Origin of the sequence: Ochrobactrum teleogrylli (assembly GCF_037482325.1) — a bacterium.
In the GTDB taxonomy this organism is placed as follows: Bacteria; Pseudomonadota; Alphaproteobacteria; order Rhizobiales; family Rhizobiaceae; genus Brucella; species Brucella teleogrylli.
In genome coordinates this window covers 2,685,584-2,706,995 of sequence record NZ_JBBHKQ010000001.1, presented here as the reverse complement: position 1 = coordinate 2,706,995, position 21,412 = coordinate 2,685,584, and the positions used below count along the sequence as shown (strand labels likewise).

Here is a 21,412-nt window from a genome sequence, read left to right as displayed (position 1 = left end):
GCGATGAACATTCCAGCCTCTCCCAAAGCAGACCCGAATGGCGCAGCCTTGCTCGCCGTTTTTGAACAAGCAGCGCTTGAGGCTGGCCGGGTCATCATGAAGCATTATGTCGATGGCTGCGCCGTCGAACATAAAAAGGATGAATCGCCCGTCACGGAAGCAGACCGCGCCGCCGAGGCGATCATCCTTGCCGCACTTTCGTCGGTCGCGCCCGATATTCCGGTCGTGGCCGAGGAGGAGGTTTCCGCGGGCCGCCTTCCAGCCCATATCGGACGGCGCTTTCTGCTGGTCGATCCTCTGGATGGCACGCGGGAGTTTCTGCTGCGCAACGGCGATTTCACAGTCAATATCGGCCTGATCGAAGATGGCGTGCCGGTCACGGGCATCGTCTATGCCCCGGCGCGCAATCTGCTTTTTACCGGCACGGGCAACCGCGCCGAGGAAGCGGAAACCACTGCGGATCACAAGATTGCCCGCCGGCGTGCAATCCGAGCGCGGGAAGGTGCCGCGGAACGCATTGCCGTGTGCAGCCGTTCGCACAACACGCCCGAAACCCAGCGCTTTTTGCAGGCAAATCAGATTTCCGGCCATGTTTCGGTCGGTTCGTCGTTGAAGTTCTGTCTGATCGCGCGCGGTGAGGCGGATATCTATCCGCGCTTTGCCCCGACCATGGAATGGGACACGGCGGCTGGCGACGCTGTGCTGCGTGCCGCAGGCGGCATGACCGCCACCCTTGACGGCAAGCCGTTCGTCTATGGCCAGCGTGCCGGACGGGGCGTGAAGGGCTTCGCCAACCCGCATTTCGTCGCCTATGGCGCGGGCTTTACGCCCGTCTTTCCGGCGGAAGTGCTCTGATCCTGTGACATTTATGAGCAGGTTTGAGTGTGGCGGCAAAAAAACTGCGTCATGCACTTGCGGCATCAAAAATGCAGCGTTATAAGCCGCCTCAACGGTTGCGCCACTGGCTGCGACCGACTGGTTCGGAGTGTAGCGCAGCCTGGTAGCGCACCTCGTTCGGGACGAGGGGGTCGGAGGTTCGAATCCTCTCACTCCGACCATTCAGATGCTGGAAGCTGTTCCCGATTTTTCCAGAAACTCTTCCCTTCGCACATATTTTTCTATTGCTGTCGACCGAAAACCGACATGCGCATGAATTCGCCGTCATATTCGGCAAGCGCCACCAGACGCGCGCGATCGAGAATCTCGACCCGGTTGGAACGGAACAGGACAAGCCCTTCCTCGCGCAGATCCCGCAACATGCGATTGAGATGAATCGGCGTCAGGCCCAGCGCGTCGGCCAGCTGATATTGCGTCAGCGGACAATAATAGGAATCGGGATCATCGACGCAGCTGGCCTTGACCCGGTCAGACAGTTCCAGGAGCAGATGCGCGGTGCGGACATAGGCGCTGCGGCGTCCGACATTGGTGAGATGCTCGATCAGCATGGCGCGCTGTCGTGACAAAAGCTCAATGAAGATCATCGCCAGACGCGGCACGCGCCGGATGGCGCTTTCAAGCGAAGCCACTGGAATTTCAATGACTTTCATCGGCGTAATGGCCGATATCGTATTGTAGCTATAGCCGTCGGCGGTGCGAAGGCCGATGAAATCGCACCGCATCGGAAAGTCGATGATCTGCCTTTGCCCGCCGGACAGGTCGCGATAGACACAGCCCCAGCCGGACACGACCATATGCACGTTTCTGACGCGCTCGCCCTGTTCGATGATGATGGTATCGGTGGTAAAACTGTTCTCGGTGACGACAAGCGAAGCCAAAGCACCAATGGCATGTGCGTCGAGGTCCGCCAGAATCGGCGAAGATTCCAACAAGTCGATCAGCGCCCCCACGGAAGGTGCCGCGATGCCTCTACCACTATGCATAACACTTCCGCACTAAACGAAAGATATAGTTTTATATCTTCCTATTGTTTAAGTCGCTCTTACGGACAAGATAAATTTTCGTACTTGCTAACATAAATTAATGACACGATTGCTGCGAGGTAGCAATATTGGGCCATTGGATGGGGGAATTTCGTTAATATAAGTCATAAGCATAATTTAAATACCGAACCTGTGACGGCGGGAACGGCGGATCACTGTGTAGGAGTAAGTAACCTTCGTGCCGGGGAGACGCGCCGATGTTGGATGCAAGGGGTGCCAGCCTGTGGGCTGTACCGGAAGATAGAGATAATGGAGCGGTCGGTGTCGGCGTTCTGCCGAACAGTGATCGCCATCTGCTGCTTGTGTGCAAGAGCAATCTGGAGCGGGAGTGCCTTTTCAACGGGCTCCTGATGAATGGGCTGAAAATGCCGGTGACGTGCTATGGAGCAATCGAGCAGGCAAAGCTTTTCAGCGGAAGCGCCGTCATTCTGCTGCATATCGGGGCCAAGCGGCTTGCCGATCCGTTCTTTTCCGAAGAAATCCGATCTCTCGTGGAGATGTGGGCGCCATCGCCGATTGTGCTTCTCGCCGAGCGGGAGGAATGGGCGCAGGTCGTGCGGGCCATGGAAATTGGCGCGAGGGGGTATATTCCAACCTCCGTCGATGTCAGGGTCTGCGTCGAGGCGATCCATCTGGCGAGCGCGGGCGGCATGTATATTCCAGCCTCCATGGCTGTCAAAGCGCCGCCGCCCGATATTGACGAGGATGCGCTGGGCGAATTGCTGACGGCGCGCGAAATCGAGGTGGTTCATGCGATTCGTATCGGTCGCTCCAACAAGGTGATCGCTTTCGAACTCGGCATGAGCGAAGGCACCGTGAAAGCGCATGTTCATAACATCATGCGCAAGATCGGCGCCGCCAACCGGACCGAAGTGGCCTGCAAGCTGCACAATATGTACAATAACGGCCTGGGAGACGATTGAGCGGTTTCAGACGTCCGGCATATGTGCAAGGCGGTTGCTTTCTCTTCGAAAACAGAGACATTACAGGCTCGCAATTCTAACAAACTCAGCGCGGGCAAAAAATGCAGCTTACCCCTCGTCACAATGCAATTCTGGAACTCGCCCGCCGACAGGGGCAGGTTCTGGTGGACGATCTGGCCGCGGCTTTTGACGTGACGCCGCAGACCGTGCGCAAGGATCTCAACGATCTGTGTCGCGCACGGCTGCTGCGCCGCATCCATGGCGGCGCGCTCTATCCGTCCGGCGTGGAAAATATGGAATATGAGGCGCGCCGCCGGATCGCCGCCCGCGAGAAGGAATCGATCGGCAAGGCCGCAGCCGATATCATTCCGGATGGTGCATCGCTGTTCATCAATATCGGCACTACGACCGAAGCGGTCAGCCATGCCCTGATCGATCACAGCGAGCTGATGGTCATCACCAACAATATCAACGTGGCCAACACGCTGCGCGTGCACACCTCTATCGAAGTGGTCATCGCCGGCGGCGTGGTCCGCTCGTCTGACGGCGGTATTGTGGGCGAGGCGGCGGTCGATTTCATCCGCCAGTTCAAGGTCGATTACGCCATCATCGGTGCGTCGGCGATGGACGAGGACGGCGCGCTGCTCGACTTCGATTTCCGCGAAGTGAAAGTCGCACAAGCGATTATCGCCAATGCGCGCCACGTCATTCTGGTGTCCGATTCCACCAAGCTGGAACGCACCGCACCGGTGCGCATCGGCCATATTTCGCAGATCAATACCTTCATCACCGACCGTTGCACCTCGCAGCAACTGCGCGATCTCTGCGCGGAGCATGAGGTGGAGCTGATCGAAACCCTCCCTGTCTGATCCAAAAGCCGCCATGCCGGGCTGCAAATGGCAATTTCTGCGCTTCCGGTGCTCACGTACAAAAAAGTACGCTGCGCTCCGGTTCTCGAAATCACCATTTTCGCCACGGCCTGCCGTTTTTTGATTCAGACAGTCAGCGAGAGAAGTCAAAGCACGGCGGTTTCGTTTATTTTCGCTTTGCTTTCATATTAAATAGTTTTATATTCGCTTTGGTGTTTCTGAGGCGCGTGCTGTCACGCGCCCTAAAATGAATGTTCGAGCGTCTGTCTGCTGCAAGCGCTCTGAAACCGCTTTTAAGGTTTGCCATGGCGCAGGAAGACATATTCGACATTTTCGTTATTGGTGGCGGCATCAATGGATGCGGCATTGCGCGTGATGCGGTCGGGCGCGGCTTTTCCGTCTTCCTGGCGGAAATGAACGATCTGGCGAGCGGCACCTCATCCCGTGCCACCAAGTTGATCCATGGCGGCCTGCGTTATCTGGAGCATTACGAGTTTCGTCTGGTGCGCGAGGCGCTGATGGAACGCGAGGTGCTGTGGGCGAATGCGCCGCATATCATCCATCCGATGCGCTTTGTGCTGCCCTATCACAAGGGCGGCGTGCGGCCCGCGTGGCTGTTGCGGCTGGGCCTGTTCCTCTACGATCATCTGGGCGGGCGCAAGAAACTTCCGGCGACACGCACATTGAATATGCGCACCGACGCCGCCGCCAAACCGCTGAAGCCGCTTTTCACCAAGGCATTTGAATATTCCGACTGCTGGGTCGATGATGCCCGTTTCGTGGCACTGACTGCGCGCGATGCTTCCGACCGTGGCGCGTCGATCCGTACGCGGACCAGAGTTGTGGCGGCGCGCCGCGACAGCCAGGGCTGGACAGTGACGGTCGAAGACACGGAGACTGGACGTCGCGAAGAAATTCGCGCCCGCCTGCTGGTCAATGCCGCCGGTCCTTGGGCCGACAAGGTTTTGCAGGGTGTCGAAGGCGACCGCCAGTTGCATAATGTCCGGCTGGTGCAGGGCAGCCACATCGTGGTGCGCAAGAAATTTGCCGATCCACGCTCCTATTTTTTCCAGAACAATGATGGGCGCATCATCTTTGCAATCCCGTATGAAGATGATTTTACCCTGATTGGCACCACCGATCAGGATTACAAGGGTGACCCCGCCAAGGTGGCGATCACCGAGGCTGAAACCGATTATCTCTGCGCGGCGGCAAGCGAATATTTCGCGGAGCCGGTGCGGCGCGAAGATGTGGTCTGGACCTATTCCGGCGTGCGCCCGCTCTATGATGATGGCGCCAGCAAGGCGCAGGAAGCAACGCGCGACTATGTTCTGAAGGATGATGCGCCAGCCGGTCTTGCGCCGCTGATCAATGTCTTTGGCGGCAAGCTGACGACTGCGCGCAAACTTGCCGAGCACATGATGGAAAAAATCGAACATCATCTGGGCAAAAAGGGCGCGCCGTGGACCCATGGGGTAGCGCTGCCGGGCGGGGATTTTCAGGAAGTTGCTTTCGAAAGCGAGTTGCGGAAAATACAGTCGGCTTATCCATTTCTGTCGCCAGACCATGCGCGTCGCCTGTTCCGGCTCTACGGAACGCGCGTCCATCACCTGCTTGGCAAGGCCGCATCACTTGCCGATCTTGGTCGCCATTTCGGCGCCGATCTCTATGAGGCGGAAGTCACCTATCTCATTGAAAATGAATGGGCTTGCACGGCAGAGGATATCCTTTGGCGGCGCACAAAACTCGGCCTTCGTCTGAATTCGGCAGAAGTAGAGGGACTGAATAATTACCTGCAAGACGAAGAAAAAATGCAATCCCGATTTGTTGCTGGTGCTTAATCGCAATCAAATGTTTGTAATTTTCAATTATTCTTTGACGTGATAGTTTACTAATGTACTTAAAGACTTTTTATACTTGAAAATTTTAAAACAGTACTTTATGAATGCGGTGCGGATGCTGATCGTTTCCTCCCGATACCACTCGGACTGGTGTATTTTTGTCCGGGTGTCATCACTTAGATTGGTTCCGCACCGTTCATGCAATCGTCTCTCACGAGGCGCATACCCCTGACAATACAGACCTCCCATCAGTTGACCTTGCGGCCCGGCGGCTATCTCCGCCGGGCCGTTTTTTCGTCGTTTCGATGATGCGCTTGCCAGTTGTGGGGGAAAAAGCCATTATTCATTGACGAGCATTCCGGCAAGACTGCGCAGCGGTGCTGCATTCGGGCATGTTCAAGACGAATTCAGCGGTTCCAGCCTTCCTGGGAGGAGAAAGATGGGTGCACCGCAAGAAAGGGTTCATGCGGACCGTATTCTGTCCGCAATCCACACCGGCGGGTCGGCCCGCTCGGCGCTGGTGGCGTCGTGGCAGCGTTCTGCCGAACTGCACAAGCTCGATCCTGCCGCCTCCGGTGCGGTGCGCACACTTTCAGAAGGCGAATTCCGCACCGCGCATGAGCGGGTGGAGCGGCTGGTCAGCGTGGCGCAGGCCAGCATGGATCGCCTTTACCTGGCGGTCGGTGGTGTCGGCTGCTGCGTGCTTCTGGCCGATAGCGAAGGCGTGCCGGTCGAGCGGCGCGGGGCGGCCAGCGACGACGACACCTTCTATCGCTGGGGCCTCTGGACGGGCGCGGTGTGGAGCGAGGAAAGCGAAGGCACAAACGGCATCGGCACCTGTATTGTCGAACAGCGCGCGCTGACCATTCACCGCGACCAGCACTTTCATTCGCGCAATGTCGGACTGTCCTGCACGGTGGCCCCGATCCACGATCATCAGGGTCGCCTCATGGCCGCGCTCGATGTTTCATCCTGCCGTTCCGATCTGACGGAAGCCTTTGCGCAGCTCATTTCGCTGGCGGTGATCGACGCGGCGCGCCGGATAGAGGCGGAAAATTTCCGGCAGGCTTTTCCAAAGGCGCGCATCATGCTTGCGCCCAGCGTGGACCGCAGCGGCGGCGCCTTGATCGCGGTCGACAAGGACGATCTGGTAATCGGCGCGACACGAGCTGCGCGTCTGGCGCTCGGCCTTGACGATGCGGCGCTGGCGGGCCCGCTGCCTGCTGCCGATATTCTCGGCTGGAATGCCGATCCGCGCGAGGATATGGCGGAGTCGGAACGCGGCGTCATCCTGCGGGCGCTGGCCCGCGCGGAAGGGAATATTTCCGCCGCCGCAGGGCTTCTGGGCATCAGCCGGGCGACGCTGCATCGCAAGCTGAACCGTCTCAAGATCATTCGCCCTCATTGAACTGCTGGCAAAATCATCTGACGCAACTGTCTCAATATTGCGACACATGATCTTGCGAGCATGGAATGGCGGGATGACTCTTCCCCGCTATCGCGCGATCCTCCCTGTTGAAGCGCTGTAGGAGCGGCGTTAACTCGGGAGGAAGTCATGAATAAGGTTGAATTCAGCCGGACGGTGAAGCCGGCTTTTGCCAAACGTTATGGCAATTTCATCGGCGGCAAATGGGTCGAACCCAAGTCGGGTCGCTATTTCGAAAATACCTCACCGGTCAATGGCCAGGTTCTGTGCGAAGTCGCGCGTTCCGACGCGGCGGATGTTGAAGCCGCGCTCGATGCCGCTCATGCCGCCAAGGAAGCATGGGGTCGCACAAGCGTTGCCGAACGCGCGCTGATCCTCAACCGCATTGCTGATCGCATCGAGGAAAACCTGCCTGCGCTCGCTGCCGCCGAAACATGGGACAACGGCAAGCCGATCCGCGAAACCACCGCTGCCGATCTTCCGCTGGCCGTCGATCACTTCCGCTATTTCGCCGGTGTCATTCGCGCGCAGGAAGGCGGCATTTCGGAAATCGACCACGACACGGTCGCCTACCACTTCCATGAACCGCTGGGCGTTGTCGGCCAGATCATTCCGTGGAACTTCCCGATCCTGATGGCGGTGTGGAAACTGGCCCCGGCGCTGGCCGCTGGCAATTGCGTGGTGCTTAAGCCCGCAGAACAGACCCCGGCCTCTATCCTCGTCCTGATGGAACTGATCGGCGATCTGCTGCCAGCAGGCGTGGTCAATGTGGTCAATGGTTTCGGTCTCGAAGCAGGCAAGCCGCTGGCATCCAGCCCGCGCATCGCCAAGATCGCTTTCACTGGCGAAACCACGACTGGCCGCCTCATCATGCAATATGCCAGCCAGAACCTCATCCCGGTCACGCTGGAACTTGGTGGCAAGTCGCCCAACATCTTCTTCAAGGACGTCGCAGCCGAAGATGACGACTTCCTCGACAAGGCCATCGAAGGTTTTGTCATGTTCGCGCTCAATCAGGGTGAAGTCTGCACCTGTCCGAGCCGTGCGCTGGTTCATGAATCGATCTACGACAAGTTCATGGAAAAGGCGTTAAAGCGTGTGGAAGCCATCGTGCAGGGCGATCCGCTCGACCCGGCAACGATGATCGGCGCGCAGGCATCGAGCGAGCAGCTTGAGAAAATTCTAAGCTATCTCGACATCGGTCGTCAGGAAGGCGCCGAAGTGCTGACCGGCGGTGAGCGCAATGTCCTGCCGGGCGATCTGGCGGGCGGCTATTACGTCAAGCCGACCGTGTTCAAGGGCAACAACAAGATGCGCATCTTCCAGGAAGAAATTTTTGGACCGGTCGTGTCTGTTGCAACCTTCAAGGACGATGCGGAAGCGCTCTCGATTGCCAATGACACGCTCTATGGTCTGGGTGCCGGTATCTGGACCCGTGACGGTACACGCGCCTATCGCTTCGGTCGCGCCATTCAGGCGGGCCGCGTGTGGACCAACTGCTACCACGCCTATCCGGCCCATGCGGCCTTTGGCGGCTACAAGCAGTCGGGCATCGGTCGCGAAAACCACCTGAAGATGCTGGAGCATTATCAGAACACCAAGAACATGCTCGTCAGCTACAGCCCGAAAAAGCTTGGTTTTTTCTGAGGTCTGAATATCGCGCGTTGCAATGCGGAGAAGATGTCTCCGCATTGCGTCTAATCAAAGAGCATTCCCGTCTTCCATGTCAGTATTGCGTTGGAAGAACGGTATCAGTTCACCCTCCCAAGGGGACTGTCGAAGGGGCCTGGGCGAAAATGCCCGGGCGACCCTTTCGGCCCATAAGTGTCACGCGGCTGGCTGGACGCGGCAACAGGGTGCACCATATTTCCGACTACATTTCTTCCGTCCCGTCTCGGGGAACAGCTTGAAAGAAACTCAATTCGATAACGAAGGAGAGACTTTATGGCCAAGACAATGAAAGCGGCAGTGGTACGAGAATTTGGCAAGCCGTTGACAATCGACGAAGTGCCGATACCTGAGCCGGGACCGGGGCAGATTCAGGTTGCCATTCAGGCTTCCGGCGTCTGCCATACCGATCTTCATGCCGCCGAAGGCGACTGGCCGGTGAAGCCCAATCCACCATTTATCCCGGGTCATGAAGGTGTGGGTTTTGTGTCGGGCGTGGGGGCTGGCGTCAAGCACGTGAAGGAAGGCGACCGCGTTGGCGTTCCATGGCTTTACACGGCCTGCGGTCATTGCCGCCACTGTCTCGGCGGCTGGGAAACACTCTGCGAGGAACAGCTCAATACCGGCTATTCGGTCAATGGCGGCTTTGGGCAATATGTGGTGGCCGATCCGAATTTCGTCGGCCATTTGCCAAAAAATATCGATTTCAACGAGATCGCCCCGGTGCTTTGTGCTGGTGTCACGGTCTATAAGGGCCTCAAGGTGACCGACACCAAACCGGGCGACTGGGTGGTGATTTCCGGTGTCGGCGGTCTTGGCCATATGGCGGTGCAATATGCCAAGGCCATGGGGATGAATGTTGCGGCCGTCGATATCGACGACAAGAAACTCGACCTTGCCCGCAAGCTTGGTGCGACGGTGACGGTCAATGCCAAGACGAACAAGGACCCGGCAGCTTATATCAAGAAGGAAACCGATGGCGGCGCGCAAGGCGTACTGGTGACGGCAGTTTCGCCGATCGCCTTTGAACAGGCGCTCGGCATGGTGGCGCGCGGCGGCACGGTATCGCTGAACGGCCTGCCGCCGGGCGATTTTCCGCTGTCGATTTTCAACATGGTGCTGAACGGCGTCACCGTGCGCGGGTCCATCGTCGGCACTCGCCTTGATCTTCAGGAATCGCTCGACTTCGCCGCCGACGGCAAGGTCAAGGCAACCATCCGCACCGAGAAACTGGAAGATATCAACTCCATCTTCGACGATATGCGCAAGGGCAACATCGAAGGCCGTGTCGTGATGGATCTGACGCAATAAAGCGTGCAGGATAGACTCTGTAAGTTCCGAGCGGGCGGACCTGTTTCGCCCGCTTGCATGCGAGGGAGGAGAAAATGTTGCAAGAAAACCCGCAAAGGGGCGAGCAGGACAACGGCAAGGGGCAAGTCAGCGCCACCCCCGACGCTCTCAAGCTTATTCGTGAATTGCAGGCTGAATATGGGCCGATCATGTTCCATCAGTCGGGCGGCTGCTGCGATGGTTCTTCGCCAATGTGCTATCCGCAGGGCGAATTCGTCATTGGCGATACGGATGTGAAGCTGGGCGAGATTGGCGGCGCGCCGGTCTATATCAGCGGCCCGCAATATGAAGTTTGGAAGCACACCGAACTCATCATCGATGTTGTTCCGGGGCGCGGGGGCATGTTCTCGCTCGATAATGGGCGGGAGGTGCGTTTTCTGACGCGATCCCGCATATGTTCCGTTCCCTGAAAGCTTTGGCCTTTTCGTTATCCGGCGAACAAGATATCCAAAGCACATCCCGAAAAGTGTGAAACGGTTTTCGGATCAGATGTGCGCAGTAAAAATGTGCACATCCCGAAAAGTGTGAAGCGGTTTTCGGGCAAGATGTGCGTAAAATAAAAGCAGGCTCTTCGGGGAGGAAGTCGATTCTACATGGCCGCAACGGGTAAGAGAGCGACGATACACGATGTGGCGCGTCTGGCGGGCGTGTCGATCAAGACCGTTTCACGCGTTTATAACGACGAACCGAATGTGCGCGAGGCGATCCGCGAAAAGGTGCGCGAAGTGGGGCAGGAGCTGCGCTATCGGCCCAATGCGGCGGCACGCAATCTGGTGGAGCGCCGCTCGCATCTGATCGGCCTTTTCTTCGAAAATCCCAGTTCCAGCTATGTCGCCGAATTGCAGATGGGCGCGCTGGAACGCCTGCGCGGCACGCGCTATCGCCTGCTGATTTTTCCGGTCGAGAACCGCGCCGATATTCGCGGTGCACTGATCGAAACCGCCCATGCATCGGGCCTCGACGGCATCATCGTGACGCCGCCCATGTCGGACGATCCGGAAATTTTGCAGGAACTTTCCGCTTCGGCCATGCCCTTTGCGCGCGTGGCGGGCGATGTCAACGTGCATCCAACCGACAGTATTTCAATTGATGACGAGGCCGCAGCCGTCGATTTGGTGAACTATCTTCTGAAACTCGGTCATCGGAAGATCGCCATCATCATCGGCGACCCGACCCACCGCTCCGCCGAATTGCGGCTTGCCGGATACCGGAAGGCGCTGGACGCGGCGGGGATCGAGCGCAATCCGGATTATGAGGCGCAGGGCGGGTTCAGCTTCGCCAGCGGTTTGGTCGCCGGAAAGAAGCTTCTGTCACTCGAAAATCGTCCAACGGCGATCTTCGCATCCAATGATGATATGGCGGCAGCCGTGGTGCAGATGGCGCATGACCACAAACTGTCTGTTCCGGGCGATATTACCGTGGTCGGTTTCGACGACAGTTCGATTGCCAGCATGGTATCGCCGCAGATCACCACCGTGCGCCAGCCGATTTTCGAAATGGCGCGCGGGGCGGCGGATATGCTGTTGAACCATATCGAAAATGGCCAGATTTCGCCTGCCCGGAAGATCGATTACAAGCTGATCATTCGTCAGTCAGCCGGCAAGGCCCCTGTATAGCTTTCAGCTTTGGGATGGCACGGGGAAAAACCGGTCTCGCGCGTAACTACTGCCGAAGATCATGTCATATTGCAGCATCTGGTAATCGCGCAGCAGGGGCGCAAAAGGCGGGCGCTGTTGCCAGCCTTCATCGGCATTTTCATCGCTATCGAACACGGCATGCGCATCGACGACGCGATACTGGTCATGCAGCTGGCGCAGGAAACCGGTGTAATAGGGATGCTGCATCCCGGCCATTTCGAGTATCTGCATTGGCAGGAATGCCGGGCTGATCGTGCCCGTACCGCGTTCCGCGCCGCGCTTGTTCGACCACAGCACCAGCGGCGTTTCATGCTGGAGAAGCATGTCGCGAGCAGGCGCGATGCGGCTTGCAACACGTTCCTGCATGAAGCCGGTTTCCGTATAGACGGGGCCGAGTGGCGGCAGGTGATCGCCGAAGAATACCAGAATGGTCTCGCGTTCGCGCTTTGACGCCCAGTCCATCAGACGTGCGAGGCTGGCGTCGGCATCCATCGCGCCTTGTGAATAGGTGCGGATCGACTGGCGCACAGCGTCGCTGGCGTCGGCCTGCACGTCGAGCTTCGAATCCGGATAGCGGTTGGCCTCATAGGGACCGTGGCCTTGCAGCGAAACAGCAAAGAAGAAGAACGGGTCTTCCTGCGCATCCGCCTCGCGAATGATCTCGCTGGTCAGCGCGTCGTCCGAGGCGAGCATGCCGCGCTTTTCCAGCGGTGGCATGTTTTCTTCGGACATGAACTTGTCAAAGCCCATATTTTCATAGACGGGACCGCGGTTCCAGAACCACTGGCGATAGGGGTGGATCGCCCGGGTTGCATAGCCCTGTTCCTTGAAGAAGCTCGCGAGCGAAGGCAGCGGACGCCGGACATATTGCTGATAGGGAATGCTGCCGGAAGGCAGGAATGCCTTGGAAAAACCGGTCAGCGCTTCGAACTCGACATTGGCGGTCATGCCGCCAAATTCCGGCGAGAACACATGGCCGGATTGTTCAGCGCGCACGGTCGGGATCGGATCAGCACTGAACGCCACGCCCGGCAGGCGGGTCGGGTCCCAGAAGGACTCGCTCATGATCATGATGACGTCGGGTTTGCCGGTTTCAAGTGCTGCGGGAATGAGCTGCGCGGGCGGCTCGATCGAGGCAATTGCTTCTGGCGAATAGCCTTCCGGCGCAAACACGGTTGCCATCGGCACATTCAGGATGAAGGCCATGGTGAAACCATTATGCGCGTAATTTTCCTTCTGATCCCACATGATGGGCAGAACGCGCAGGCGGTCACGCGCCAGCGAAAAGCTGGAATAATCGGAAATGAAGGCGAACCACGCCAGCAGCGGCAGCGCGAAGGCCAGACGAAGCACGCGGCCTTTCCACGGAATGCGGTCGAAACGACGCCACCAGAAAAGGCTCGCGGCAATCAAAAGTGCTGCGCTGGCAAGCAGGAGAAGGGCGATGCCGACAGCGCTCCACGGGCGTTCACGCACCAGAAGCGGCAGCAGATCGACGATCTGGCGGGCATAGAGAAAATCGCTCGGATAAAGCGGGTCGCCGAGATAAAGGCTTTTCTCCCGCGCAGTGGCGGCGGCGATCAGCGCCAGCGGCCCCACCACGAAAAGCCCGTAATGGATGCGCCCGAAAATCGCGTCGCTGGCGGTCAGCACCACAACGAAGAAGGCAACCGTCGTCCATGCAGGCTTGTGCGGCGTGCGGAAAAACGCAATCGTTTCGGCAAAGGAACCGCGAAAAATCCATTCAACGGAGAAAACCAGAAGAACGGACAGAACAATGGAAGCAAGAGCAACCCAGGCAACACGCACAGGCCAGGAAACATGCGAAGCGCCGAAAATGGCAGCATCGCTCCAGCGACGTTCGCCCGCGTTTTCCACTACTCCAGACATGCCTTACTCGCTACCATTTCTTCCTGTGAGAAAATTCGTGTCACATTTCTGTCATGGAAATGTCAAGCCACGGTTGAGCGGCGGGTGATACCGGACGTGATCTGAACGCACAATGAATGGAAAAAGCCCAATAAAAATAGGGCCGGAATTGCTTCCGGCCCTATTCTTCAAGTGCTGACGATAATCGTCGTTTAAATGACGTCCTCAAGCCCCTTGGTCAGTTCCAGCGCCTGCCGTTCGAACAGACGGCGGTAGATGCCGCCCGGCTTGCGGATCAGCGCGTCGTGGTCGCCTTCCTCGATGATGCGACCCTTGTCGAAGACCAGCAGCCTGTCGAGTGCACGCACCGTCGAAAGTCGGTGCGCGATGACGAGCGTGGTGCGCCCGACCATCAGGCGTTCCATCGCCTGCTGGATCAGCACTTCCGATTCCGAATCGAGGCTGGACGTTGCCTCGTCGAGGATCAGAACCGGCGCATTGGCGAGAAACGCCCGGGCGATGGCCACGCGCTGGCGTTCGCCGCCCGATAATTTCACGCCGCGCTCACCCACCAGTGTCGCATAGCCCTTCGGCAGCCGCATGATGAAGTCATGCGCGCTGGCAAGGCGTGCCGCTTCCTCGATCTCGGCTTGTGTTGCGCCGGGGCGGGCATAGGCGATGTTCTCGGCCAGCGTGCGGTGAAACAGGATCGGCTCCTGCTGCACGATGGCGATCTGCGAGCGCAGCGACGCCTGCGTCACGTCGGCAATGTTCTGCCCGTCAATGCGGATGGCGCCGTCATTAACGTCGTAAAGCCGCTGGATGAGCTTCACGAAAGTGGTCTTGCCGGAGCCGGAATGGCCGACAAGGCCAACCCGCTCGCCCGCATCGATCTTGACCGAGAAGTCGCGGTAAAGCGCGGCTTCATGGTTGCCATAATGGAAGGTGACGTGATCGAAGGTGATCTCGCCCGCGCCGATCCTGATGGCGGGCGCGCCAGACCTGTCGGCAATGCCATAGGGCTGTGCTTCGATCTCGACCAGTTCCTCCATGTCGTTGACCGACCGTTGCAGATTGCGGATATGCATGCCGACATCGCGCAGATAGCCCTGTAGCATGAAGAATGCCGTCAGAACGAAGGTGATATCGCCTGCAGTGGCCTTGCCCTGGCTCCACAGATAGAGCGCAAAGGCAATAACAACGCCGCGCATAACCAGAAGGTTCGCGCCCTGAATGAAGCCATTCAGCGTGCCGATCAGCCACGTGCGGCGCGTGCGACTGCGCCACTTGGTAACGACCTTCGAAAGACGAACATCTTCGCGGCTTTCCGCGCCGAATGCCTTCACGACAGCGTTGCAGGAGATGGCATCGGCCAGCGAGCCACCCATGCGCGTGTCCCAGCTATTGGCCAATGTTGCGGCAGGCGCAACGAAGCCGAGCGAAATCACAATCGTGCAGACGATGAATAGCACAGAGCCGATTGCAACCAGCAAGCCCATCAACGGCCAATACCAAGACAGCAACGCAACCGAGCCAAGCAGCATCAGCAAGGATGGCAGCAGGGCGATGATCAGCGTGTCATTGAGCAGATCGAGCGCCCACATGGCACGCGAAACCTTGCGCACCGTCGATCCGGCAAAGGCATTGGCGTGCCAGTCGGTCGAAAACCGCTGCAACTTGTGGAACGAACTTGCCGCCATGTCGCTCATGATCTTCAAGGTAAAGTCGGTGATGACATAGAAGGTCAGCTGGCGGGTGATCAGCGCCAGCGCGCCGAGTGCAAGCAAGATCACCAGTGCTTCGATTGCACTGTTCCAGGCGCTGTCGCCGCTTAGCGAAAGCGCATCCACCAGCCGTCCGGAATAGAGCGGGGTCAAGACATCTGCGGCTGTTGCAAGCAGCATGCCGATTATCATCAGCGCCAGCCGCAAGGGCTGACTTCGCCAATGGCTGAAAGTGTAGCCGAGGACATTGCGGAACGCAGGCCCCCGGAAATCGAGACGAAACCGAGTCATATCCATATTACCAGCCTGTGCTCGCGCGCAGAAACTGGCCCTTGATTGAGAAAAACAAAGCGATCGGCACCCGGAGGAGCCGCGAACAGCGATGGTTTGGAAAGATGCTCCGAAGGAGCGGACAGGTCAGCCTGCCGGGCGGGCCGCGGACCTAGCGGTTAGAAGCGCCCGCGAAAACACTGGGCACCATTGGGAACGGGTAATGGACACGCATCTCATACCTCCTGCCAGTGTTTCAGATGGTTGCACAATAAATGAGCAAACCCATTTGCCAAGGCCCAAAATGCAATTTCTGGTCTGCAAGGGGCGGGGTGTGGCAATTTTGCAAGTTTTCGAATTTCTGAATTTTAAAAGTAATACTTTTCACTTTTTCTGTTACAAGCGCTTGCGCCCTTGCATTCGCCTGTTCGCTGCGCGAATGAAGGTCAGATATATCAGTGCCGCACGGCCGATATCGGGAATTCACGGGAGAGTTACATGACAATTCATCAAAATCTGATCGCTGGCGAGTGGGTTGGCGGCGACGGCATTGCCAATATCAATCCGTCTGACACCAACGATGTGGTGGGCACCTATGCCCGCGCCACCGCCGACGACACCAAAGCTGCGATTGCCGCTGCAAAGGCCGCTTTCCCGGCCTGGTCGCGTTCCGGCATTCTGGAGCGCCACGCAATTTTGCGTAAGGCTGCCGACGAAATTCTGGCGCGCAAGGACGAGCTTGGCCGTCTCCTGTCGCGCGAAGAGGGTAAGACGCTGGCCGAAGGCATTGGTGAGACCATCCGCGCCAGCCAGATCTTCGATTTCTTCGCAGGCGAAGCCTTGCGCCTTGCCGGTGAAACGCTGCCTTCGGCGCGTCCGGGCATCGGCGTTGAAGTCACCCGTGAACCGGTCGGCGTCGTCGGCATCATCACGCCGTGGAATTTTCCGATCGCCATTCCGACCTGGAAGATTGCGCCCGCGCTCTGCTATGGCAACACCATTGTTTTCAAGCCAGCCGACCTCGTGCCGGGCTGCTCTTGGGCGATTGTCGATATCCTGCACCGCGCCGGACTGCCGAAGGGCGTTCTCAACCTCGTCATGGGCAAGGGCTCGGTTGTCGGTCAGACCATTCTGGACAGCGCCGATGTTCAGGCCGTGACATTCACCGGCTCGACCGGCACGGGCAAGCGCGTTGCTGCCGCCTCCATCGAGCATAACCGCCGTTTCCAGCTGGAAATGGGCGGCAAGAACCCGGTCGTTGTTCTGGATGATGCCGATCTCAATGTCGCCGTCGAATCCGTCGTCAATTCAGCCTTCTTCTCGACCGGCCAGCGCTGCACGGCATCCTCGCGCATCATCGTGACGGAAGGCATCCACGACAAGTTCGTCGCCGCCGCCATCGAAAGGCTGAAGGGCGTCGTGGTCGATAATGCCCTGAAGCAGGGCACGCATATCGGCCCGGTCGTGGATGAAAGCCAGCTTCAGCAGGACATGGATTATATCGAGATCGGCCGCAAGGAAGGCGCGAAGCTTGCCTTTGGCGGCGAACGCCTCAACCGCGAAACGCCGGGCTTCTATCTCCAGCCAGCGCTCTTCACCGAGGCCACCAACCAGATGCGCATCAGCCGCGAGGAAATCTTTGGCCCGGTCGCTTCGGTCATCCGCGTCAAGGATTATGAAGAAGCGCTTGCCACCGCCAACGATACGAACTTCGGTCTGTCGTCGGGCATCTGCACGACGAGTCTGAAATATGCGACCCATTTCAAGCGCAATTCGGAAGCGGGCATGGTGATGGTCAATCTGCCCACCGCCGGCGTCGATTTCCACGTGCCATTCGGCGGGCGCAAGGGTTCGAGCTACGGTCCGCGGGAGCAGGGCCGCTATGCCGCCGAGTTCTACACGACGGTCAAGACGGCCTATACGCTGGCCTGATAAAGCATGTCTCCCGAAAGTGGGAACCGGTTTCGGGATAAAGACATGCGTAAAAACAAAAGCTTTAGCGGTCTGAGAGAATGCGAAAACCGGCGGTTCCCCCGCCGGTTTTTTTATGCGGCTTTTTTAGGCCATGCGGCGAGCTTGCGGGCGAAATGCGATACCGTGCCATGCAGCAGCATGGTGAAAGCCGCCAGCACGAACAAGCAGGCGAACATCAGATCCACCTTGGCGCGACCATTGGCGAGCAGCATCAGATAGCCGAGACCTTTCGATGCGCCGACCCATTCGCCCACCACCGCGCCGATGGGCGCATAGACGGCGGCAAGACTGAGGCCCGACGCCAGCGATGGAAAGGCGGACGGGATGCGGATGCGAAACAGGATCGCCATGCGTCCGGCCCCCAGAATTTCCGCTGCGTCGATCAGGCTCGTTTCGGTGCGCCGCATGCCGTCGAAGAAGGTCGAAACGATGGGGAAGAAAATCATCAGCACGGTGACCGCTATCTTCGATGCGGGACCATAGCCGAGCCACAAGGTCAAAATGGGGGCGAGTGCGAAGATCGGGATCGCCTGACTGAACACCATGGCGGGCATGACAAGCCGCTGCGCCAGCGGCGACATCATCAGGCAGATGGCGGTGGCAATGCCGACCGCACTGCCGAGGACTAGGCCGCCCAGCACTTCGCCGATGGTGGCGGCGGCGTTCTCAGCAATCAGCCCGGCATTGCCGATCAGCGCCTGCACCACATCGAGCGGGCCGGGCAGGATGAAGCGCGGCATCTGGCCGATGCTCACCACCGCCTGCCAGATTGCCAGCGCCACCGCCGCCGACAGCAAGCCGTCGGCGATGCGCCTTGTGCGGGAACGATTTGGAATCGTAGTGTCCAACTAAGCCACTTTTCCTGAAACCGCTTTCAACCCCATCGACCAGAAATCGGCTTCGAGCCTGCTTGCGGTTGCAAAAATCTGGCAGAGTCTTGCCCAACGCGGGCTTTTCTCGAAGTCGTCGCCGATGCGGTCTTTGGCGGCCTGATCGAACAGCTTGCCGACCGTGTGGCACATGTCCTGATATTCAGGCCCCGCATAGGTGTCGATCCACTCCTGATAGGGTGTGCCGGGCAGGGCGGTCACGGCGAGGTTGAGGCCGATTTCACCATAGCCATGCGCGCAGGGCATAAGCGCGGTGAGAAGATCGAGGAAGTCGCCGGCCTGCCCGCAGTCGAGCACATAGCGCGTATAAGCGAGGTTTTCCGGCTCTTCCTCGGTCGCGTAAAGCTCGTCTTCGCTGATCCCCTCGCGGGCGCAGATGCTGACATGCAGCGGCAGTTCCATATGGGCAAGGCCGTGCATGATATCGGCGCAGAGCCGGGTTTCCTGCAATGTGTTGGCCTTGACCACGCCGAGCGCAAAAGCGCGGGCATAGTGGTGCAGATAGACATAATCCTGACGCAGATAATGCAGGAAGGCGGCTTTCGGCAGCGTGCCGTCGCCCAATCCCCGCACGAAGTCATGCTCGATATAGGGCTTCCAGTCGGCAAGGGTCGCGGCGCGAAGCCGCGTGAACAGTTCGGATGAATAATGCGGCTGTGGCTGGCTCATGACTTGCTCCCTTCGGCGTTGACGTCGATGGCGAATTTCTCGACCGGCAGGATGGAAGGAATCAGATTGTTCTCCTTGAGATAGGCCTCGTAACGCTGCCAGCGACCATAATCGAGGCTTGCAGGCGCGCGGGAAAAGCGCGCGACGGTGTCTTTCCAGGCGCGCTGGTTCAGCTCGTCGTTGAGTTCGGTGCTATAGGATGAAAACAGCTCAAAGCCCTTTTCCGGGTGATTGACGATATATTGCGCTGCCTTTTCGGTGGCTGCGAGGAAGCGCGAAATCTTGTCCTTTTCCGCTGCATCCAGTTTGTCGGAAGCGGCGACATAGACCAGCTCGTCATAAACCGGCACGCCTTCTTCCTCGACGAAAAAGCATTTGCCGGGCACGCCTTCGACAGCCATCTGGTTCAGCTCGACATTGCGATAGGCCCCCATCACCGCATCGACCTGCTTCGACATAAGCGATGGCGCCAGCGAGAAATTCACATTGATGAGTTCAACGTCGGACAGTTTGACGCCATGCTGGCCGAGAATGGTGCCAAGCAAGGTTTCCTCGGTTCCGGCGACCGAATAACCGATCTTCTTGCCCTTGAGATCGGCAATGGCATTCACCGATCCGTCATCGCGGGTCATCAGGCAGTTGAGCGGCGAGTCGATCAGTGTCCCGACGCGGATGAGCGGAAGACCTTCATGCACCTGAAGATGCACCTGCTGCTGATAGGAAATGGCAAGATCGGCCTGTCCTGCCGCCACCATTTTGGTGGGCGTCGACGCGTCGGCAGGCGCGACGATTTCCACGTCCAGCCCGGCATCCTTGAAATAACCGAGCTTGTCGGCAACGATGATCGGGCCGTGATCGGGGTTCACATACCAGTCGAGAATGAGCTTCAGCTTGTCGTCAGCGTGAGCCGAAGTGGCAGCCGTGAGGGCGAGGCCGAACAGGGCGGCGAAGACGGTCTTTTTCATAATGTCTGCTCCAGAGCATGGTCAGCATAAGCGCGCGTGGTTTCGATCCACTGGCGCAGGCGGCTTTCGGGGTCGGCATTAAGGGTGATGTCGGTGACGACGGACACGATATCGGCTCCCGCATCGAACACGCCCGGTGCGCGTTCGACGCTCATGCCGCCGATGCCCACCAGCGGAATGTCGCCAATGCGCGCCTTCCATTGGCCAAGACGGGGCAGGCCCTGTTCGTGCCATTTCATCTTTTTCAAAATGGTCGGGTAGATGGGGCCAAGCGCGATATAGTCAGGCTTTACCGACAAAGCGCGGTCGAGTTCGGCCTCATCATGGCTCGAAACACCCAGTTTCAAACCACCGGCGCGAATGGCGTCGAGATCGGCATCATCAAGATCTTCCTGTCCGAGATGGATGAAGTCGCAGCCTTCCTCCAGCGCCAGCTTCCAGTAGTCGTTGACGATCAGCTGACAGTCATGGGCAAGGCAGATTTCTCGTGCGGCGCGGATTTCACTGCGCAGCTCCGCCTCGGTCTTGTCCTTGACGCGCAGTTGCACCAGCTTGACGCCGAGCGGCACCATGCGCTCAAGCCATTTGGCGCTGTCGAAGATCGGATAGAACGGATCGAGGGCCATTACAAAAATGCCTTTCCGAGAAGAGGGGTGGATGGCGCGGCCATGTCTCGCGCTTCGATGGCGTCTGCCTCGAAAGCGAGCCGCCCGGCTTCAACCGCAAGCGCGAAACTGCGCGCCATGGCGACGGGATCGCCAGCCTTGGCTACAGCGGTGTTGATGAGCACGGCGTCATAGCCCAGCTCCATCGCCGCCGCCGCGTGGGACGGCACGCCGATGCCAGCATCGACCACCAGCGGAATATCGGGGAAATGCGCCCGCATGGTCTTCAGCGCATAGGGGTTGTTGAGGCCACGGCCCGAGCCGATGGGCGCGCCCCAGGGCATCAGCACCTTGCAGCCAGCCTCGATCAGCTTTTCCGCGACGACGAGATCGTCATTCATATAGGGAAAGACCTCAAAGCCATCGTCGCAGAGAATGCGCGCGGCTTCCACCAAGCCGAACGGGTCGGGCTGCAATGTGTCGTGGTCGCCGATCACCTCCAGCTTGATCCAGTTGGTGCCGAAGATTTCGCGCGCCATCTTGGCCGTGGTCACCGCTTCACGCGGCGTGTGGCAGCCTGCCGTATTGGGCAGAACGGCCACGCCCAGTTCGCGGATCAGCGCCCAGAAGTCCTGTCCGGCGCGCGCATCGCCGCTTTCACGGCGCAGCGACACGGTGACGATTCCGGCCCGCGAGGCGCGCACCGCATCTGCAAGAACAGCGGGCGATGGATATTGCGCCGTGCCGAGCAGCAGGTGGCTTTCAAACGTTTTTCCGTAGAATTCGAGCATC

General features: G+C 58.7%; 18 protein-coding genes and 1 tRNA gene. 11 read left to right on the top strand and 8 right to left on the bottom strand.

Annotated elements, in window-relative coordinates; translation table 11 throughout:
* Positions 1 to 3 precede the first annotated feature (3 nt).
* Both cysQ and WIX40_RS12710 read left to right on the top strand, forming a co-directional pair.
* Positions 4 to 855 carry a 3'(2'),5'-bisphosphate nucleotidase CysQ gene (cysQ, locus tag WIX40_RS12715; protein WP_339440049.1) on the top strand — a complete coding sequence of 284 codons (852 nt, stop codon included), beginning with the start codon at positions 4 to 6 and terminating at the stop codon, positions 853 to 855.
* A 126-nt stretch (positions 856 to 981) separates the two neighbouring features.
* A tRNA-Pro gene (locus WIX40_RS12710) sits at positions 982 to 1,058 on the top strand.
* A gap of 60 nt (positions 1,059 to 1,118) precedes the next feature.
* Here WIX40_RS12710 and WIX40_RS12705 read toward each other — a convergent pair.
* Complete coding sequence (locus tag WIX40_RS12705; protein WP_121537156.1) at positions 1,119 to 1,880, bottom strand: Crp/Fnr family transcriptional regulator; 762 nt, start codon at positions 1,878 to 1,880, stop codon at positions 1,119 to 1,121.
* A 257-nt stretch (positions 1,881 to 2,137) separates the two neighbouring features.
* On the opposite strand from WIX40_RS12705, the gene WIX40_RS12700 reads away from it, so the two are divergent.
* The 8 genes from WIX40_RS12700 to WIX40_RS12665 all read left to right on the top strand — a co-directional run bounded on the left by WIX40_RS12700 (position 2,138) and on the right by WIX40_RS12665 (position 11,633).
* Positions 2,138 to 2,863: a response regulator transcription factor gene (locus tag WIX40_RS12700; protein WP_140024438.1), complete on the top strand. Its 726-nt coding sequence runs from the start codon at positions 2,138 to 2,140 to the stop codon at positions 2,861 to 2,863.
* A 101-nt stretch (positions 2,864 to 2,964) separates the two neighbouring features.
* A complete protein-coding gene (locus tag WIX40_RS12695; protein WP_171316780.1) occupies positions 2,965 to 3,732 on the top strand; it encodes a DeoR/GlpR family DNA-binding transcription regulator in 768 nt (255 codons plus the stop codon).
* Between the two features lie 305 nt (positions 3,733 to 4,037).
* Positions 4,038 to 5,573 carry a glycerol-3-phosphate dehydrogenase gene (gene glpD, locus WIX40_RS12690; RefSeq protein ID WP_339441023.1) on the top strand — a complete coding sequence of 512 codons (1,536 nt, stop codon included), beginning with the start codon at positions 4,038 to 4,040 and terminating at the stop codon, positions 5,571 to 5,573.
* Between the two features lie 439 nt (positions 5,574 to 6,012).
* Positions 6,013 to 6,981: a GAF domain-containing protein gene (locus tag WIX40_RS12685; RefSeq protein WP_339440048.1), complete on the top strand. Its 969-nt coding sequence runs from the start codon at positions 6,013 to 6,015 to the stop codon at positions 6,979 to 6,981.
* A 147-nt stretch (positions 6,982 to 7,128) separates the two neighbouring features.
* On the top strand, positions 7,129 to 8,646 hold the full coding sequence (gene adh, locus WIX40_RS12680; protein WP_109368214.1) for an aldehyde dehydrogenase: 1,518 nt from the start codon (positions 7,129 to 7,131) through the stop codon (positions 8,644 to 8,646).
* A 297-nt stretch (positions 8,647 to 8,943) separates the two neighbouring features.
* Positions 8,944 to 9,978 (top strand): alcohol dehydrogenase AdhP, encoded by a 1,035-nt coding sequence (gene adhP / locus WIX40_RS12675; protein ID WP_109368215.1) that lies wholly within the window; start codon positions 8,944 to 8,946, stop codon positions 9,976 to 9,978.
* Between the two features lie 74 nt (positions 9,979 to 10,052).
* Positions 10,053 to 10,427: a DUF779 domain-containing protein gene (locus tag WIX40_RS12670; RefSeq protein WP_109368216.1), complete on the top strand. Its 375-nt coding sequence runs from the start codon at positions 10,053 to 10,055 to the stop codon at positions 10,425 to 10,427.
* Positions 10,428 to 10,610: 183 nt separating this feature from the next.
* Positions 10,611 to 11,633 (top strand): LacI family DNA-binding transcriptional regulator, encoded by a 1,023-nt coding sequence (locus WIX40_RS12665; RefSeq protein WP_109368217.1) that lies wholly within the window; start codon positions 10,611 to 10,613, stop codon positions 11,631 to 11,633.
* Between the two features lie 3 nt (positions 11,634 to 11,636).
* Here the strand turns inward: WIX40_RS12665 and WIX40_RS12660 are convergent, their stop codons facing one another.
* Positions 11,637 to 13,544: an LTA synthase family protein gene (locus WIX40_RS12660; RefSeq protein ID WP_339440047.1), complete on the bottom strand. Its 1,908-nt coding sequence runs from the start codon at positions 13,542 to 13,544 to the stop codon at positions 11,637 to 11,639.
* Positions 13,545 to 13,735: 191 nt separating this feature from the next.
* Positions 13,736 to 15,538, bottom strand: coding sequence for an ABC transporter ATP-binding protein (locus tag WIX40_RS12655; RefSeq protein WP_339441022.1), 1,803 nt, complete (start codon positions 15,536 to 15,538; stop codon positions 13,736 to 13,738).
* 477 nt (positions 15,539 to 16,015) lie between these two features.
* Between WIX40_RS12655 and WIX40_RS12650 the strand changes: the two genes are divergently transcribed.
* Positions 16,016 to 17,449 carry an aldehyde dehydrogenase family protein gene (locus WIX40_RS12650; RefSeq protein WP_140024433.1) on the top strand — a complete coding sequence of 478 codons (1,434 nt, stop codon included), beginning with the start codon at positions 16,016 to 16,018 and terminating at the stop codon, positions 17,447 to 17,449.
* 113 nt (positions 17,450 to 17,562) lie between these two features.
* On the opposite strand, the gene WIX40_RS12645 is transcribed toward WIX40_RS12650, so the two are convergent.
* The 5 genes from WIX40_RS12645 to WIX40_RS12625 are packed head-to-tail and all read right to left on the bottom strand — an operon-like array spanning position 17,563 to position 21,411.
* Positions 17,563 to 18,339 (bottom strand): ABC transporter permease, encoded by a 777-nt coding sequence (locus tag WIX40_RS12645; protein WP_339440046.1) that lies wholly within the window; start codon positions 18,337 to 18,339, stop codon positions 17,563 to 17,565.
* Positions 18,340 to 19,050, bottom strand: coding sequence for a thiaminase II (gene tenA, locus WIX40_RS12640; RefSeq protein ID WP_339440045.1), 711 nt, complete (start codon positions 19,048 to 19,050; stop codon positions 18,340 to 18,342).
* The gene (locus WIX40_RS12635; protein WP_339440044.1) at positions 19,047 to 20,015 is read right to left on the bottom strand and encodes an ABC transporter substrate-binding protein; all 969 of its coding nucleotides are present in this window, start codon (positions 20,013 to 20,015) and stop codon (positions 19,047 to 19,049) included. The genes tenA and WIX40_RS12635 overlap by 4 nt, the downstream gene beginning before the upstream one ends.
* Complete coding sequence (locus tag WIX40_RS12630) at positions 20,012 to 20,641, bottom strand: thiamine phosphate synthase (protein ID WP_339440043.1); 630 nt, start codon at positions 20,639 to 20,641, stop codon at positions 20,012 to 20,014. Before WIX40_RS12630 ends, WIX40_RS12635 begins: the two co-directional genes overlap by 4 nt.
* Positions 20,641 to 21,411, bottom strand: coding sequence for a thiazole synthase (locus tag WIX40_RS12625; RefSeq protein WP_339440042.1), 771 nt, complete (start codon positions 21,409 to 21,411; stop codon positions 20,641 to 20,643). Before WIX40_RS12625 ends, WIX40_RS12630 begins: the two co-directional genes overlap by 1 nt.
* Position 21,412: the final 1 nt, after the last annotated feature.

What these genes read in the sequence shown, in the direction of transcription:
- WIX40_RS12665 (WP_109368217.1), top strand. Translation starts at nt 10,611, where the DNA reads ATGGCCGCAACGGGTAAGAGAGCGACGATACACGATGTGGCGCGTCTG.
- WIX40_RS12635 (WP_339440044.1), bottom strand. Translation starts at nt 20,015, where the DNA reads ATGAAAAAGACCGTCTTCGCCGCCCTGTTCGGCCTCGCCCTCACGGCT.
- WIX40_RS12700 (WP_140024438.1), top strand. Translation starts at nt 2,138, where the DNA reads ATGTTGGATGCAAGGGGTGCCAGCCTGTGGGCTGTACCGGAAGATAGA.
- adh (WP_109368214.1), top strand. Translation starts at nt 7,129, where the DNA reads ATGAATAAGGTTGAATTCAGCCGGACGGTGAAGCCGGCTTTTGCCAAA.
- WIX40_RS12630 (WP_339440043.1), bottom strand. Translation starts at nt 20,641, where the DNA reads ATGGCCCTCGATCCGTTCTATCCGATCTTCGACAGCGCCAAATGGCTT.
- cysQ (WP_339440049.1), top strand. Translation starts at nt 4, where the DNA reads ATGAACATTCCAGCCTCTCCCAAAGCAGACCCGAATGGCGCAGCCTTG.
- tenA (WP_339440045.1), bottom strand. Translation starts at nt 19,050, where the DNA reads ATGAGCCAGCCACAGCCGCATTATTCATCCGAACTGTTCACGCGGCTT.
- glpD (WP_339441023.1), top strand. Translation starts at nt 4,038, where the DNA reads ATGGCGCAGGAAGACATATTCGACATTTTCGTTATTGGTGGCGGCATC.
- WIX40_RS12695 (WP_171316780.1), top strand. Translation starts at nt 2,965, where the DNA reads ATGCAGCTTACCCCTCGTCACAATGCAATTCTGGAACTCGCCCGCCGA.
- WIX40_RS12625 (WP_339440042.1), bottom strand. Translation starts at nt 21,411, where the DNA reads ATGCTCGAATTCTACGGAAAAACGTTTGAAAGCCACCTGCTGCTCGGC.
- WIX40_RS12670 (WP_109368216.1), top strand. Translation starts at nt 10,053, where the DNA reads ATGTTGCAAGAAAACCCGCAAAGGGGCGAGCAGGACAACGGCAAGGGG.
- WIX40_RS12685 (WP_339440048.1), top strand. Translation starts at nt 6,013, where the DNA reads ATGGGTGCACCGCAAGAAAGGGTTCATGCGGACCGTATTCTGTCCGCA.
- WIX40_RS12660 (WP_339440047.1), bottom strand. Translation starts at nt 13,544, where the DNA reads ATGTCTGGAGTAGTGGAAAACGCGGGCGAACGTCGCTGGAGCGATGCT.
- WIX40_RS12655 (WP_339441022.1), bottom strand. Translation starts at nt 15,538, where the DNA reads ATGACTCGGTTTCGTCTCGATTTCCGGGGGCCTGCGTTCCGCAATGTC.
- WIX40_RS12650 (WP_140024433.1), top strand. Translation starts at nt 16,016, where the DNA reads ATGACAATTCATCAAAATCTGATCGCTGGCGAGTGGGTTGGCGGCGAC.
- adhP (WP_109368215.1), top strand. Translation starts at nt 8,944, where the DNA reads ATGGCCAAGACAATGAAAGCGGCAGTGGTACGAGAATTTGGCAAGCCG.
- WIX40_RS12705 (WP_121537156.1), bottom strand. Translation starts at nt 1,880, where the DNA reads ATGCATAGTGGTAGAGGCATCGCGGCACCTTCCGTGGGGGCGCTGATC.